At 70.3% G+C, this 15,538-nt stretch carries 12 protein-coding genes; 7 read left to right on the forward strand and 5 right to left on the reverse strand.

The window, feature by feature from the left end:
* Nucleotides 1-159 precede the first annotated feature (159 nt).
* On the reverse strand, nucleotides 160-408 hold the full coding sequence (locus tag ACR3IO_RS07890; protein WP_122937656.1) for a WhiB family transcriptional regulator: 249 nt from the start codon (nucleotides 406-408) through the stop codon (nucleotides 160-162).
* Between the two features lie 201 nt (nucleotides 409-609).
* Here ACR3IO_RS07890 and ACR3IO_RS07895 point away from each other — a divergent pair, with 201 nt between their 5' ends.
* The gene (locus ACR3IO_RS07895) at nucleotides 610-1,068 is read left to right on the forward strand and encodes a hypothetical protein (RefSeq protein WP_434070646.1); all 459 of its coding nucleotides are present in this window, start codon (nucleotides 610-612) and stop codon (nucleotides 1,066-1,068) included.
* Between the two features lie 81 nt (nucleotides 1,069-1,149).
* Here ACR3IO_RS07895 and bcp read toward each other — a convergent pair whose 3' ends face one another.
* The 3 genes from bcp to aroA form a co-directional block, all read right to left on the reverse strand.
* Complete coding sequence (bcp, locus tag ACR3IO_RS07900) at nucleotides 1,150-1,626, reverse strand: thioredoxin-dependent thiol peroxidase (RefSeq protein ID WP_434070647.1); 477 nt, start codon at nucleotides 1,624-1,626, stop codon at nucleotides 1,150-1,152.
* A 103-nt stretch (nucleotides 1,627-1,729) separates the two neighbouring features.
* Nucleotides 1,730-2,767: a ribosome small subunit-dependent GTPase A gene (gene rsgA, locus ACR3IO_RS07905; protein WP_434070648.1), complete on the reverse strand. Its 1,038-nt coding sequence runs from the start codon at nucleotides 2,765-2,767 to the stop codon at nucleotides 1,730-1,732.
* Entirely contained in the window at nucleotides 2,764-4,134 is a 1,371-nt protein-coding gene (gene aroA, locus ACR3IO_RS07910) for a 3-phosphoshikimate 1-carboxyvinyltransferase (RefSeq protein WP_434070649.1), read from the reverse strand. Before aroA ends, rsgA begins: the two co-directional genes overlap by 4 nt.
* 142 nt (nucleotides 4,135-4,276) lie before the next feature.
* Between aroA and ACR3IO_RS07915 the strand changes: the two genes are divergently transcribed.
* The 3 genes from ACR3IO_RS07915 (at nucleotide 4,277) to ACR3IO_RS07925 (ending at nucleotide 7,545) form a co-directional block, all read left to right on the forward strand.
* Complete coding sequence (locus ACR3IO_RS07915; RefSeq protein WP_434070650.1) at nucleotides 4,277-4,921, forward strand: sigma-70 family RNA polymerase sigma factor; 645 nt, start codon at nucleotides 4,277-4,279, stop codon at nucleotides 4,919-4,921.
* Nucleotides 4,918-5,175, forward strand: coding sequence for a zf-HC2 domain-containing protein (locus ACR3IO_RS07920; RefSeq protein WP_434070651.1), 258 nt, complete (start codon nucleotides 4,918-4,920; stop codon nucleotides 5,173-5,175). Before ACR3IO_RS07915 ends, ACR3IO_RS07920 begins: the two co-directional genes overlap by 4 nt.
* Before the next feature lie 93 nt (nucleotides 5,176-5,268).
* Nucleotides 5,269-7,545, forward strand: coding sequence for an MMPL family transporter (locus ACR3IO_RS07925; RefSeq protein ID WP_434070652.1), 2,277 nt, complete (start codon nucleotides 5,269-5,271; stop codon nucleotides 7,543-7,545).
* Between the two features lie 72 nt (nucleotides 7,546-7,617).
* On the opposite strand, the gene ACR3IO_RS07930 is transcribed toward ACR3IO_RS07925, so the two are convergent.
* Nucleotides 7,618-11,415, reverse strand: a complete 3,798-nt coding sequence (locus tag ACR3IO_RS07930) for a multifunctional oxoglutarate decarboxylase/oxoglutarate dehydrogenase thiamine pyrophosphate-binding subunit/dihydrolipoyllysine-residue succinyltransferase subunit (protein ID WP_434070653.1) — start codon at nucleotides 11,413-11,415, stop codon at nucleotides 7,618-7,620.
* 144 nt (nucleotides 11,416-11,559) lie between these two features.
* On the opposite strand from ACR3IO_RS07930, the gene ACR3IO_RS07935 reads away from it, so the two are divergent.
* From ACR3IO_RS07935 to ACR3IO_RS07945, 3 genes are all read left to right on the forward strand, one after another.
* A complete protein-coding gene (locus ACR3IO_RS07935) occupies nucleotides 11,560-12,999 on the forward strand; it encodes a GuaB1 family IMP dehydrogenase-related protein (RefSeq protein WP_434070654.1) in 1,440 nt (479 codons plus the stop codon).
* Between the two features lie 112 nt (nucleotides 13,000-13,111).
* Nucleotides 13,112-14,440, forward strand: coding sequence for a hemolysin family protein (locus tag ACR3IO_RS07940; protein WP_434070655.1), 1,329 nt, complete (start codon nucleotides 13,112-13,114; stop codon nucleotides 14,438-14,440).
* Nucleotides 14,437-15,474, forward strand: a complete 1,038-nt coding sequence (locus tag ACR3IO_RS07945; protein WP_434070656.1) for a hemolysin family protein — start codon at nucleotides 14,437-14,439, stop codon at nucleotides 15,472-15,474. The genes ACR3IO_RS07940 and ACR3IO_RS07945 overlap by 4 nt, the downstream gene beginning before the upstream one ends.
* Nucleotides 15,475-15,538 lie beyond the last annotated feature (64 nt).

Below are 15,538 nucleotides of genomic sequence, written 5' to 3' on the forward strand. Positions count from 1 at the left end.
GTGGAATGCACGTCTCGGCCGGCCGGCGGTCGCCGTCGCGGCGGGCCGCGTCAGCCGGCGATCGCGGGCAGCACGCAGCGTGCAGTCGACAGCGCGCAGCACGAAACGACGCCGCGGCCCGGAGGCCACGGCGTCGTGAGGTCGTGCGATGCGTCGGAGTCAGCCGGCGCGGCGTGCGCGTGCGGCGCGGCGCTTGAGGGCGCGGCGCTCGTCTTCGCTGAGGCCGCCCCAGACGCCCGAGTCCTGACCGGTCTCGAGGGCGTACTGCAGGCAGATCTCGGTGACGGTGCAGCGGCCGCAGACGGCCTTCGCCTTCTCGATCTGATCGACAGCGGGACCGGTGTTGCCGACGGGGAAGAAGAGTTCCGGGTCAGCCGTGAGGCAGGCGGCCTTGTCGCGCCAGTCCATGAAGATGCTCCTTGCAGTGTGTTTCGTTTGCAGACGCGCACGATTGCGCGAGCCGAATCCGGCTGTGCTGCGGGGGGAAAGCCGAATCTCGGGAAGTAGGATCGGGATCGATCGGCTCACGTCCCTGTGAGCATCAATTCGGCCTCATAAATGGTCGCATAGCGGAGAGATCGAATCAATAGCCGTGAATGGGATAACGCTGTGAATACCGACGACGAACGCCAGAATATGCGGCCCGCGGCATCCGTCGGCGGAGTGCGCGCAGCGCTGGTGACGGTCTCGATCGTGCTGGCGCTCGAGGCGCTCGCGCTCGTCGCCGTCGTGGTGTGGCTGGTGGTGGACCTGCTGACCATGGAGCCCTCGTCGTATGCCACCGCGATCGCCCTGCTCGTCCTCGTGCTGCTGGGCGCGATCTGGGTGGTGGCCATCGCGATCGGCTCACTGCGCCGGGCGCCGTGGGCGCGCGCGTCGGCGATCGTCTGGCAGGTGCTCCAGGTCTCGATCGCGGTCGGCGCGTTCCAGGGGCTGTTCGCGCGGCCCGACGTCGGGTGGGTGCTGCTCGTGCCCGCGATCACCGTGATCGGCCTCCTGCTCTGGGCCCCCGTGCGCATCGCCTACACGGGCCCCGGAGACGACGAACGGGCGCCGCACGGCGCCTGACGCGTCGTGGGCGCCCGTTCGCGGGCGTTCGAGGGTGGGGGCGGAGCCTGAGCCCGTCGAACCGGCCGAGGGCCGCCCGGGTCAGCCGTCGAGGCCGAGGTCGCGGCGCACGCGCGCCACGTGGCCGGTGGCCTTGATGTTGTACCAGGCACGCTCGATGACGCCGTCGACGCCGATCACGAAGGTCGAGCGGATGCTGCCGACGACGGTCTTGCCGTAGTTCTGCTTCTCGCCCCAGGTGCCGTAGCGCTCCTGCACGGCGTGGTCCTCGTCGGAGAGGAGCGTGAAGTTCAGGCCGTCGCGCTCGGCGAACCGGGCGAGCTTCTCGACGGCGTCCTTGGAGACGCCGACGACCTTGACGCCGGCCGACGCGAAGGAGTTGAGGTTGTCGCGGAAGTCGCAGGCCTCGGTGGTGCAGCCGGGGGTCATCGCCTCGGGGTAGAAGTAGAGCACCACGCGCGTCCCGCGCAGCTGCGAGAGCGTGATCGGCTGGCCGTTCTGGTCGTTCAGCGTGAAGTCGGGTGCGAGGTCGCCGGGGGCGAGTCGTGCATCGGTCATGCCTCAATGGTAGGCAGGCTTCGAGCGCCGGATGTCCCGCAGCGCGCTCCTGGCCCGCTCGACGCGGCCGGGACGGGTCGGAGCCCGGCCGGGGCTGCCGCGCTCAGTGGAAGGTCTCGAGCAGGCGCTGCAGCGAGTCGAGACGCGCTCGGCCGGTGTCGCCCAGTTCGCCGGCCTGGACGGCCTCGATGATCGCGCAGTCGGGCGCGTCGGCGAGGTGCGTGCAGCCGCGGGGGCAGTTCTCGGCGACGCGGGCGAGGTCGCTGAACGCGCCCAGGATGTTCGACGGGTCGACGTGCCCGAGGCCGAACGACCGCACCCCGGGGGTGTCGATGACCCAGCCGCGCCCCGCGGGCGACTCGAGGCGCAGCGACACGGTCGACGAGGAGGTGTGGCGGCCGCGCCCCGTGACGGTGTTGACGACGCCCGTGGCCCGGTCGGCGCCCGGCACGAGCGCGTTCACGAGCGTGGACTTGCCGACGCCCGAGTGGCCCACGAACACGGTGCGGTGGCCGACGAGCTCGGCGGTGATGAGCTCGATCGGCATCTCGTCGGAGCGGGAGCGCACGATCGGCAGGTCGAGTCCCGCGAAGTTCTCGAGGAAGGTCGAGGGGTCGGCCAGGTCGGTCTTCGTGATGCAGAGGATCGGCTGGATCCGCGCGTCGTAGGCCGCGACGAGGTAGCGGTCGACGAGGCGGATGCGCGGCTCGGGGTTCGCCGCGGCGACCACGATGAGCATCTGGTCGGCGTTGGCGACGATGACGCGCTCGACTTCGTCGGTGTCGTCGGCGCTGCGTCGCAGGAGCGTGCTGCGCTCGCGAACCCGCACGATGCGCGCGAGCGTGCCGGCCTCGCCCGTGGTGTCGCCGACCAGGTCGACGTGGTCGCCGGTGACCACGGACTTGCGTCGGAGCTCGCTCGCGCGGGCGGCCGTGATCGTGTGCTCGTCGTCGCCGTTCTCATCGACGAGCACCGTGTACCGGCCGCGATCGACGCCGAGGACGACGCCCTCACGCGCGTCGGCGTGCTCGGGGCGGACCTTGGTGCGCGGGCGACTGCCTCGACGATTGGGACGCACGCGCACGCTGGATTCGTCGAACTCCGGTTCGTCCTCGTCGTCGTCGGCGTCCCACCAGGTCATGCGAGCATCTGCTCCCAGAGCGCGGTGAACTGGGGGAGGGTCTTGCCCGTCGAGCCGATGTCGTCGATCACGACGCCGTCGACGCCGAGTCCGACGATGGCCCCGGTCGTGGCCATGCGGTGGTCGGCGTAGGCGCGCCAGGCGCCGCCGTGCAGCGGGGCGGGCACGATCTGCAGGCCGTCCTCGAGTTCGCGCACCTCGCCGCCGAGCCCGGTGAACTCGGCGACGAGCGCCGCGAGCCGGTCGGTCTCGTGGTGGCGGATGTGGCCGATGCCCGTGAACGTGCTCGGGGTGTCGGCGAACGCCGCGAGGGCGACGAGGTTCGGCACGAGCTCGCCGGCCTCGGAGAGGTCGAGATCGGCGCCGCGGATGCCGCGACCGCCGCCCGGCGTCGGCTCGGGCGCGTGCACCGTGAGCCGGTCGCCGTGGCGTTCGACGTGCGCGCCGAAGCGGGGGAGCAGCTGTTCGAGCTGCGCGCCGACCTGGGTCGTGGTCTCGGGCCAGCCCGTGATGGCGACCCGACCGCCGGCGACCACGGCGGCGACGAGGAACGGCGCCGCGTTCGAGAGGTCGGGTTCGACATGCACGTCGATGGCGCGGATCGGGCCGGGCGCGACGACCCAGCGACCGGGCTCGGGCGAGGCGACCTCGATGCCGCGCTGACGGAGCGTCTCGATGGTCATCTCGATGTGCGGCAGGCTCGGCAGGCGTTCGCCGGTGTGGCGCAGGTCGATGCCCCGCTCGAACCGAGCGGCGGAGAGCAGCAGCCCCGAGACGAACTGGCTCGACGCGGAGGCGTCGAGTTCGACGACGCCGCCCTCGACCCGGCCGGTGCCGTGCACGGTGAAGGGGAGCGCGCCGCGCCGGTCGTCGTCGAGGTCGACGCCGAGGGCGCGCAGGCCCTCGATCGAGCCGCCCATGGGCCGACGGCGTGCGCCCTCGTCGCCGTCGAACGTGGTGGGGCCGAGCGCGAGCGCCGCGACGGGCGGCACGAAGCGCATGACCGTGCCGGCGAGGCCGCAGTCGATGGTCGTGGACCCGAGGAGCTCGTCGGACGGGATGACGCGGAGGTCGTCGCCGAACCCGCCGGTGCCCGGCATCCGCTCGAATCGGGTGCCGAGCGCGCGCAGGGCGTCGATCATGAGCTCGCTGTCGCGCGACCAGAGCGGCGCGTGCAAGGTGGACGGCCCGTCGGCGAGGGCGGCGAGCACGAGTTCGCGGTTCGTCAACGACTTGGAGCCCGGAACGGCGAGCACCGAATCGAGCGGTGCGGTCGAGACGGGCGCGCGCCAGCCCGCGTCGGGCTCGGTGCGGCGGCTGTCGCCGTACGGGTCGAACTCCGGCTCGGAATACTTCGAGATCTGCATCGGTTACCAACAGTAGCGTTCGCGAACGCGGAAGGAGTTGATGCGCGTGCCGGTCACGGAGATGCGTCCCGAGACGTCGAGCAGGATCGTGGTACCCCGTCGCCGGGTTCGGTCCGAGGCCGACGGCCTAGGATGGCCACTGATGACTGCCGACGAGATCGACGCTGCACCCGACGCCGAGCGCACGGTGGGAGAGCTGTTCGAGGAACAGGCCCTGCCGTTCATCGACCAGCTGTACGCGGCCGCACTGCGCATGACGAAGAACCCCGCCGATGCGCAGGACCTCGTGCAGGAGACGTTCGCGAAGGCCTACGCCGCGTTCGGCCAGTTCACGCAGGGCACGAACCTCAAGGCGTGGCTGTACCGCATCCTGACGAACACCTTCATCAACACGTACCGCAAGAAGCAGCGCGAGCCCTACCAGGGCACGATCGACGAACTCGAGGACTGGCAGCTCGGCGGAGCCGAGTCGACCACCGCGCGGGCCAGCCGGTCGGCCGAGGCCGAGGCGATCGACCACCTGCCCGACAGCGCGGTCAAGGACGCCCTCCAGGCGCTTCCCGAGGACTTCCGCCTCGCGGTCTACTTCGCCGACGTCGAGGGCTTCTCCTACCAGGAGATCGCCGACATGATGAACACCCCCATCGGGACCGTGATGAGCCGACTGCACCGTGGCAGGCGTCTCCTCCGCGAGTCCCTCGCCGACTACGCGCGCGAACAGGGCATCGCCGCCGCCGGGCCGGCATCCACCCCCAAGAGGCAGAAGTTGCCGAGGAGCCCCAAATGAACGACTGCGGCTGTGAGAAGGCCCGTGCCGAACTCGAAGAGTACCTCCACCACGAACTGGCCAGTGCGGACGCCGCGGACATCCGCGCGCACGTCGAGAACTGCGCCGACTGCCGGAACGAGCTCCGTGTCGGCGTCGCGATCACCGAGGTGATGCAGCGGGCCTGCAAGGAGAGCGCGCCCGAGCAGTTGCGGCTCCTCGTGCTGACGCAGATCCGCACCGTGCAGGCCGGCCACAGCGCGATCGCGGACTGAGCCTCCGGCCGGTCCGGTGAACGGGGCCGACGCTCCGAGCTTCAACCGTTCGACGGACGCCGGCGGCGCGGCGCCCGCGTAGCGTCGAGATCGATGAACTCCGACGCCCCCACTCCCAGTCCCGTCCGGCACGGTCGAGTCCCGACCTGGCTCCGGATCCTGCTTCCCTCCGTCCTGATCCTCGCGTGGTTCGCCGCGTTCGGCGCGGGCGGTGCCTCGTTCGGCACGTTGAGCGACGTCGTCGTGAACGACCAGGCGCAGTTCCTGCCCGCGTCATCCGAATCGGCCGAGGTCCAGGACCTCCAGGCCGGATTCCGCGGCGACGAGTCGATCCCGGCGATCGTGGTGTACGCCCGCGACGGCGGACTCACCGACGCGGATGCCACGGCGATCGCCGCGGACGCGGAGGCGTTCGCGGCCGTCGACGGCGTCGTCGAGGACGGCGTGTCGCCCGCGGTGGAATCCGAGGACGGTGCGGCGGTCGAGGTGTTCGTCCAGATCGACGCCGACGCCGAGACGAAGGAGGTCGTCGGGGAGCTCCGCGATCAGGTCGCCTCGACGTCCGTCGACGGGCTCGAGGGAGCAGTCACCGGGCCGGCCGGATTCACGACCGATCTCTCCGACGCCTTCGCCGGGATCGACGGGCTGCTGCTGCTGGTCGCATTCGGAGCCGTGTTCCTGATCCTCGTGATCGTCTACCGCTCGCCGCTCCTGCCGTTCATCGTGCTCGGCACCAGCCTGACCGCGCTGTGCGCGTCGGTGCTCGTCGTCGTGGCGCTGGCCCAGGCGGACGTGCTCGTGCTGAACGGGCAGACGCAGGGCATCCTGTTCATCCTCGTCATCGGCGCCGCGACCGACTACTCGCTGCTCTACATCGCGCGGTACCGGGAGGCGCTGCACACCCACGAGCTCAAGTGGGATGCCACGTGGGCCGCGCTCCGCGGTTCGTGGGAGCCGATCCTGGCGTCGGGCGGCACGGTGATCGCCGGGCTGCTCATGCTCCTCGCGAGCGACCTGACCTCGAACAAGCTCCTCGGCCCGGTCTCGGCGATCGGCATCGCGTTCGCGCTGCTCACCTCGCTGACCCTGCTGCCGGCGCTCATGTTCTGGGCCGGCCGCACCGCGTTCTGGCCGGTGCGTCCGAAGGTCTCCGCGCATGTCGAGGCCGATGACGTCGTCGCGCGGCGCGGCATCTGGCCGAAGGTCGCGCGTCTCGTGGCCAGGCGACCGCGCGTCACGTGGATCGTGTCGACCCTGCTGCTCGCGGTCATGGCGCTGGGCGTCACCCAGCTGAAGGCCGACGGCGTGCCGTCGAGCGAGTTCGTGCTCGGGCAGTCGGAGGCGCGCGACGGGCAGGCGCTGCTCAGCGAGCACTTCCCGGGCGGCTCCGGCACGCCCACCGTGATCATCGCGTCCGAGGAGGACCTCGACGCGGTCGCCTCGGTCGTGCTCGCGACCGACGGCGTCGACTCGCTCGCCGTGGTCTCCGCGGACTCGCCGAGCGGTTCGCTCCCGGTCACCGAGGACGGCGTCCAGCCGCTCGGGCCTCCCGGAAGCCCGGCGGGCGAGCCGACGGTCGTCGACGGCCTCGTCGAGCTCGACGCCACGCTCGACGCCGCAAGCGACTCCGACGAGGCCGAAGCGGTGATCCTCGAGCTGCGCGACGGACTCGCGGGGGTCTCGACCACCGATCAGCCCGTGCTCGTCGGCGGCGCGACCGCGGTCGACCTCGACACGAAGGTCGCGTCGATCCACGACCGCAACCTGATCATCCCGCTCGTGCTCGGCGTGATCCTGCTGATCCTGATGCTCCTGCTTCGGGCGATCGTCGCGCCGCTGCTGCTCATCGGCACCGTCGTGCTCTCGTTCGCGGCTGCGCTCGGCGTGTCGGCGCTCGTCTTCAACGGCGTGTTCGGATTCGCGGGCGCCGATCCCGTGGTGCCGCTGTTCGGGTTCGTGTTCCTCGTCGCCCTCGGCGTCGACTACAACATCTTCCTCATGACCCGGGTCCGGGAGGAGAGCCTGAAGCACGGGACGCGCGAGGGCGTGCTGCGCGGCCTGGTCGTCACCGGCGGGGTCATCACCTCGGCGGGGCTCGTGCTCGCGGCGACGTTCGCGGCGCTCGGCGTGCTGCCGATCCTGTTCCTCGCCCAGCTCGCCTTCATCGTGGCGTTCGGCGTGCTGCTGGACACGTTCCTGGTGCGCTCGCTCCTCGTGCCGGCGCTCGCCTTCGATCTCGGGCGGGTCATCTGGTGGCCGTCGAAGCTCTGGCGGTCGGAGCGGGGCGGTCCGTCGCGGGAGGCCATCGCGGCCGAGCTCGAGGAGGATGCCGCCGACGACGCGCAGCATCTCCCGGTGCATCGGGCCTGAGTCGCCCGCCTCGAACACGGAAGAGGGCGGATGCCACGTGGCATCCGCCCTCTTCGAGCGTTTCGAGCGTTGCTACAGCGTCAGTGCGCGGCTCACGAGGTCGGCCTGCTCGGCGGCGTGCCGCTTCGCGGATCCGGTCGCCGGCGAGGCCGAGGCGGTGCGCGAGACGACGCGCACCGGGCGCTCGCCGAGCTTGTTCGTCTCGACGATGAAGTACGGCCAGACGCCCTGGTTCTCGGGCTCGTCCTGCGCCCACACGAACTCGGCGTTCGGGTAGCTGTACGCCACCTTCTTGAGCTCGTCGGACGGCAGCGGGTAGAGCTGCTCGAGACGCACGAGCGCCACCTCGGGGTTCGGGTTCTTGTCGAGCTCGGCGAGCAGGTCGTAGTAGATCTTGCCCGAGACGAACACGATGCGCTTGACGGCCGCCTTGTCGGTGATGCGGGCGTCGTCGATGACGGGCTCGAACCGGCCGTTCGCGAAGTCGGCGACCTCGCTCGTCGCGCCGCGCAGGCGCAGCATCGCCTTGGGCGTGAAGACCACCAGGGGCCGGCGGGGCCGGGCGTAGGCCTGGCGGCGCAGGAGGTGGAAGTACGACGCGGGCGTCGACGGGCGGGCCACGGTCATGTTGTTCTCGGCGCAGAGCTGCAGGTACCGCTCGATGCGGGCGCTCGAGTGGTCGGGGCCCTGGCCCTCGTAGCCGTGCGGCAGCAGCAGCACGACGCTCGAGCGCTGGCCCCACTTCTGCTCGGCCGAGGAGATGAACTCGTCGATGATGGTCTGCGCGCCGTTCGCGAAGTCGCCGAACTGCGCCTCCCAGAGCACGAGCGCGTCGGCCCGCTCGACCGAGTAGCCGTACTCGAAGCCCATCGCCGCGTACTCGGACAGGAGCGAGTCGTAGATCCAGAAGCGGGCCTGGTTGTCGGACAGGTTCTGCAGCGGGAGCCACTCCTGGCCGTTCGCGCGGTCGTGGAGCACCGCGTGACGCTGCACGAACGTGCCGCGGCGGGCGTCCTGGCCGGCGAAGCGCACCGGGGTGCCCTCGACGAGCAGGGAGCCGAGGGCGAGCAGTTCGCCGAAGCCCCAGTCGATCTTGCCGTTGCGGCTCATGTCGACCCGCTTGGTCAGCAGCTGCTGGATCTTCGGGTGCACGGTGAAGCCGGCCGGCTTGTTGCCGAAGGCGTCGCCGATGGCCTGCACGACCTCGGTGCTGACGCCCGTCGTCTCGAGTTCGCCGGTTGCCGGCCCCTCGTGCTCGAGCGACTCGGTGGCGCCGACGATCGGGATCGAGCCGGTCTGGGCGGCGTGCGTCTCCGCGAAGGCGCGCTCGAGGCGGTCCTGGAAGTCGCGGTGCGCCTCTTCGTACTCGGCCTCGGTGATGTCGCCGCGACCGACGAGCGCCTCGGTGTAGAGCTTGCGCACCGAGCGCTTCGCCTCGATGAGGTTGTACATGAGCGGCTGCGTCATCGAGGGGTCGTCGCCCTCGTTGTGGCCGCGGCGGCGGTAGCAGACGAGGTCGATCACGACGTCGCGCTGGAACTCCTGGCGGTACCGGAAGGCGAGTTCCGCGACGCGGACGACGGCCTCGGGGTCGTCGCCGTTCACGTGGAAGATCGGCGCCTGGATCGCCTTCGCGACATCCGTCGAGTAGATCGAGGAGCGCGCATCGCCCGGGACGGTGGTGAAGCCGACCTGGTTGTTGATGTTGACGTGGATCGTTCCGCCCGTGCGGTAGCCGCGCAGCTGCGACATCTGCATGGTCTCGATCACGATGCCCTGTCCGGCCATCGCGGCGTCGCCGTGGATGAGGATCGGCAGCGTCGAGAAGGTGCCGATGGGCTTGCGGTCCTGCTTGGCGCGCACGATGCCCTCGAGCACGCCGTCGACGGCCTCGAGGTGCGAGGGGTTTGCGGCGAGCGAGACGGGGATCTGCGCGCCGTCGTCGGCCGTGAAGGTGCCCTCGGTGCCGAGGTGGTACTTGACGTCGCCCGAGCCCTGGCCCGAAGTGGTGCCCTCGAACTCGCGGAAGACCTGGCCGTACGTCTTGCCCGCGATGTTCGTGAGCACGTTGAGGCGGCCGCGGTGCGCCATGCCGATGGCGACCTCGTCGAGGTTCTCCTTGGCGGCGCCCTGCAGGATCTCGTCGAGCAGCGCGATGACGGACTCGCCGCCCTCGAGGCTGAAGCGCTTCTGGCCGACGTACTTGGTCTGCAGGAAGGTCTCGAACGCCTCGGCCTCGTTGAGCTTGCCGAGGATGCGCATCTGCTCGTCGTGGGTCGGCTTCTCGTACTTGCGCTCGACCTGCTCCTGGATCCAGTGGCGCTGCTCGGGCTCCTGGATGTGCATGTACTCGATGCCGATGGTGCGGCAGTACGAGTCGCGGAGGACCCCGAGGATGTCGCGGAGCAACGCGGTGCGGGTGTTGCCGAAGCCGCCGGTGACGAACTCGCGGTCGAGGTCCCAGAACGTGAGGCCGTGGTTCTCGATGTTCAGGTCGGGGTGCGACCGCTGCTGGTACTCGAGCGGGTCGGTGTCGGCCATCATGTGGCCGCGGACGCGGAACGAGTTGATGAGCTCCTGCACGCGAGCCGTCTTGTCGATGGCGCTCGCGATGTCGACCGAGATGTCGGGCGACCAGTGGATGGGCTCGTAGGGGAGGCGGAGGGCCGCGAAGAGGTCCTCGTAGAAGCCGCGCTGGCCGATGAGCAGCTCGTGGACCTTCTTCAGGAACTCGCCGGAGCCGGCGCCCTGGATGACGCGGTGGTCGTAGGTCGAGGTGAGCGTGATCGTCTTGCCGATGGCGAGGTTCGCGAGCGTCTTCTCGGCGGACCCCTGGAACTCGGCCGGGTACTCGAGGGCGCCGGCGCCGATGATGCAGCCCTGGCCCTTCATGAGCCGGGGCACGGAGTGCACGGTGCCGATGCCGCCCGGATTCGTGAGCGAGATCGTCGCACCCGAGAAGTCGTCGGCGGTGAGCTTGTTGTTGCGCGCGCGGCCGACCAGGTCTTCGTAGGCGTTCAGGAACTCGTTGAACGTCATGGTCTCGGCGCGCTTGATGGCGGGCACGAGGAGGGCGCGGGTGCCGTCGGGCTTCGGGACGTCGATCGCGATGCCGAGGCCGATGTGCGCGGGCTTGACGAGGCTCGGCTTGCCGTCGACCTCCTTGTAGAACACGTTCTGGCTCGGGAACTCCTTGAGCGCCTGGATGAGCGCCCACCCGATGAGGTGCGTGAAGGAGACCTTGCCGCCGCGGGTGCGGCGCAGGTGGTTGTTGATCACGATGCGGTTGTCGATCATGAGCTTCGCGGGCACCGTGCGCACGCTCGTGGCGGTCGGCACGGTGAGCGAGGCGTCCATGTTCGCGGCGAGGGCCTTCGGCATGCCCTTCAGCGGCACGACCTCGTCGCTGCGCTCGCCGTCGTCGATGACCTGCTGCGGGCTGGTCACGGGCACGTCGGCGGGGACCGGCGTCGAGCGCGGCGCCACGGACGTGGTGCGGGCCGCGGGCGCCTGCCCGATGACCGGGTTCGGCGTCGTCGGCGGTGCGGCGGAGGTCGCGGCCGACGCGGGGGATGCCGCCGCGGGAGGTGCGGACGCAGTCGCGGCCTGCGCGGCGTCGGTCTGCGTCGCAGGTGCGGCATCGGCGGCAGCCTCGGGCTGGGCATCCGCCGGGGCGTCGGACTGCGCATCCGCCGGTGCGTCTGCGGTGCGGGCGTCGCGGTACGACTCGAGCACCGGCCACCAGGAACGGTCGACGGAGTCGGGATCGACGATGAACTTCTCGTACATCTCATCGACGAGCCACTCGTTGGCTCCGTATTCGCCCGCCGTGGTCTCTTCAGACCCTGGCCCGGTCAATTGGCTCGACACAGCCGATCGCCCACTCTCTCCGTTGATTGGATGTGATGTTCCGGCGATCGCGCTCGTCGCGCACGCGGTGGTTCCCGGTCGCCTGTACAAGCCTAAACCCCTTCTCCGGGCGTCGGCTCACAGTGAGCAGGTAGCGTGAGCGTCATGGAGTTCTATCGCACCGAACCCAGCCACGACCTCACCTACTCGGACGTCTTCCTCGTGCCGAGCCGATCAGGGGTCACCAGTCGGCTCGACGTGTCGCTCGAACCAGATGACGGATCGGGTGCCTCGGTGCCCATCGTGTCGGCGAACATGAACTCGATCACGGGCCCGAGGCTCGCGTCGACGCTCGCCAGGCGCGGCGGTCTCGGGGTGCTTCCGCAGGACCTGCACCTGCAGGACCTCGCCGAGTCCATCCGGTGGACGAAGGCGCAGTCGCCCAGGTTCGACACTCCGCACCTCTTCAGCCCCGACGCGACCGTGACCGATGCGCTCGCGGTGCTCCCTCCGGTGGCGGGGCACGGCATCGTGCTGCAGGACTCGGCCGAGGCGTTCGTCGGATGCATCGCCGCGGAGCGCCTGGCGACCGCATTGCCCGACGCCAGGCTCGGCGACCTCGTGCACGGCGGCCTCGCATCGATCGACGCCGACGACGTGGACACCCCGCGCCGGGCCTTCGACCTCATGGTCGACGCCGGGCTCGAATTCGTCCCGGTGCTCGAGCACGGGCGCGTGGTCGGCACGTTGAGCCGTCGCAGTGCGCTGCGCGGCACCATCTACCGTCCGAACGTCGATGCCGAGGGGCGGCTCAGGGTCGCCGCGGCCGTCGGCATCAACGGCGACGTCGCGGCGAAGGCGAAGGCGCTCGTCGAGGCCGGGGTCGACATGCTCGTCATCGACACCGCGCACGGGCACCAGGAGGGCATGCTCCGAGCGGTGGGCATCGTGCGCGACCTCGATCTCGGCGTGCCGATCGTCGCGGGCAACATCGTCACGGCCGACGCGGTCGCCGACCTCGTCGAGGCGGGTGCCGACGTGCTGAAGGTCGGCGTGGGTCCGGGGGCGATGTGCACGACGCGCATGATGACCGCCGTGGGCAGACCGCAGTTCTCGGCCGTGCTCGAGACGGCCGAGGCCGCGCGCGAGCTCGGCGCGAGCGTCTGGGCCGACGGCGGCGTCCGGTACCCGCGCGACGTCGCGCTCGCGCTGGCGGCCGGCGCGGCATCCGTCATGATCGGCTCCTGGTTCGCCGGCACCATCGAGGCGCCCGGGGGGCTCGCCCGCGACGAGGGCGGGCGCCTGTACAAGGAGAGCTGGGGCATGGCCTCGACCAAGGCCGTGCGCGAGCGGTTCGACCGGCTCTCGCCGTACGAGCTCGCCCGCAAGGAGCTCTTCGCCGAGGGCATCTCGTCGTCGAAGATCTACCTCGACCCGCTGCGCCCGTCGCTCGAGGACCTGCTGGACATGATCACCTCCGGGGTGCGCAGCTCCTTCACGTATGCCGGCGCCCGCAGCCTCGAGGAGTTCCGCGAGCGCGCCAGGGTGGGCATCCAGTCGGCCGCGGGGTACGAGGAGGGCAAGGCGCTGCCCGTCAGCTGGTGATTCCACGTCATCTCGCGGCGTCGCGCCGATATACTTGCTCGCACAATGGATGATCCTCCCTCTGCCAGTCCCGGCCACAGACCCTCGCCCGTGATCGACCGGGGAGGCGGCGATGTCTGAGTGGATACTCCTCGGCATCGGACTGCTCCTCACGGTCGGCACGGGCTTGTTCGTCGCGAGCGAGTTCGCGCTCGTCAACCTCGATCGCGCTGACGTCGAAGCGCGCCGCGAACGGGGTGAGACGAGGCTCTCGCTCACCATCGAGGCGCTGAAGATCACCTCGACGCACCTCTCGAGCGCGCAGCTCGGCATCACGCTGACGACGCTGCTCACCGGCTACACGATGGAGCCGGCGATCACGTCGCTCCTGTCGGGCCCGCTCACCGCCCTCGGCATCCCCGAGGCCATGGTGCGGCCGATCGGCGCGACCACCGCGATCGTGCTCGCCACGCTGCTGTCGATGGTCATCGGCGAGCTCGTGCCGAAGAACTTCGCGCTCGCGCTCCCGCTCGCGACCGCCAAGCTCGTGATGCCGTTCCAGACCGCGTTCACGTGGGTCTTCCGGCCCGCGATCGTGGTGCTGAACGGCAGTGCGAACGCCCTGCTCCGGGCGATCGGCATCGAGCCGAAGGAGGAGCTCTCGGGGGCCCGTTCCGCCGAGGAGCTCAGTTCGCTCGTGCGCAGGTCCGCGAGCGCCGGCCTGCTCGAGCAGGACACGGCGACGCTGCTCGGCCGCACCCTGCGGTTCGCCGACCACGACGCATCCGACGTCATGACGCCGCGCCCGGCGGTCTCCGCGGTGCACCGCCAGGACTCCGCCGAGACGGTGCTCGAGCTCGCCCGCCAGACCGGCTTCTCCCGGTTCCCGGTCTACGACGAGAACCTCGATGACGTCGTGGGGCTCGTGCACGTCAAGCAGGCGGTCGCCGTTCCACGGGAGCGACGAGCGGATGTCCCGGCATCCGCCCTGCAGTCCGAGGCGCTGCGCGTGCCAGAGACCATGACGCTCGACGTGCTGCTCGGCGAGCTGCGCGCGCGTGGCTTCCAGATGGCCGTCGTCGTCGACGAGTACGGCGGCACCGCCGGCGTCGCGACGCTCGAGGACCTCGTCGAGGAACTCGTGGGCGAGGTCGCCGACGAGCACGATCGCACCCGCGCGGGCATCGTGCGCCGCGAGGACTCGGTGAGCTTCCCCGGCATCCTCCGACCCGACGAGCTCGCCGATCGCGCGGGCATCCACGTGCCCGAGAACGGCGACTACGAGACCGTCGCCGGATACGTGATCTCCGAGCTGGGCCGCCTGCCGGTCGTCGGCGACGAGGTGGCGATCGAGGGCGGGACGCTCGTCGTGCAGCGCCTCGACGGGCGCCGCATCGACCGACTCCGCTTCATCCCCGACCCCGTGCCGGTGGATGCCGACGGCGAGGGGACGAGCCGATGAACGACTGGATGGGACTCGTCTGGCTCGTGGTGCTGCTCGCGGGCAACGCGTTCTTCGTCGGTGCGGAGTTCGCCGTCATCTCGGCACGGCGCTCGCAGATCGAGCCGCTCGCCGAACAGGGCAGTCGCAGTGCGAAGACCGCGCTCTGGGCCATGGAGCACGCGACGCTCATGCTGGCGATGAGCCAGCTCGGCATCACGATCTGCTCGCTGCTGATCCTGAACGTGTCCGAGCCGGCGATCCACCACCTGCTCGAGGTGCCGCTGCACCTGACCGGGTGGCCCGAGAGCGTCATCTCCACGCTCGCGTTCGTCGTGACGCTCGTGCTCGTGTCGTACCTGCACGTGGTCTTCGGCGAGATGGTGCCGAAGAACATCTCGTTCTCGCTGCCCGATCGCGCCGTGCTGCTGCTCGCACCGCCGCTCGTGTTCATCGCACGGGTGTTCCGCCCGGTCATCGTGGCGCTGAACGCGACCGCGAACGGCGTGCTGCGGCTGTTCCGCGTCGAGCCGAAGAGCGAGGCGAACTCGACCTACACGCTCGAGGAGGTGCAGACGATCGTCGATCGGTCACGCGCCGAGGGCGTGCTCGACGACACGAGCGGAACGCTCAGCGCCGCGTTCGAGTTCACGACCAAGCGGGTCACGGATGTCGCGGTGCCCATGTCCGACCTCGTGAGCCTGCCGCAGACGGCGACGCCCGCCGACGTCGAGCGGGCGGTCGCGCGCAACGGGTACTCCCGCTACGTGATCCTCGGACCCGACGGTGAACCCGACGGCTACGTGCACCTCAAGGACGTCATCGACCTGCGGGTCGACGAGTTCGACGATCCGATCCCGGCCAAGCGCGTGCGTCGTCTCGTGTCGATCTTCGATCGAACCGACCTCGAGGACGCCCTGGCGACGATGCGTCGCCTCGGCACGCATGTGGCCCGGGCGTTCGACGAGGAGGGCGCGACGACGGGCGTCGTGTTCCTGGAGGACATCATCGAGGAGCTCGTCGGCGAGGTGCAGGACGCGACGCGTCGCGGTTGATCCGAGCCGCGTGCCACTCGTTCCCCCGTGAGGGTCCGACGTTCCCGGGTGGGCGTACACTGAC

The organism is Agromyces sp. Marseille-Q5079, from assembly GCF_051016555.1.
Classification (GTDB): Bacteria; Actinomycetota; Actinomycetes; order Actinomycetales; family Microbacteriaceae; genus Agromyces.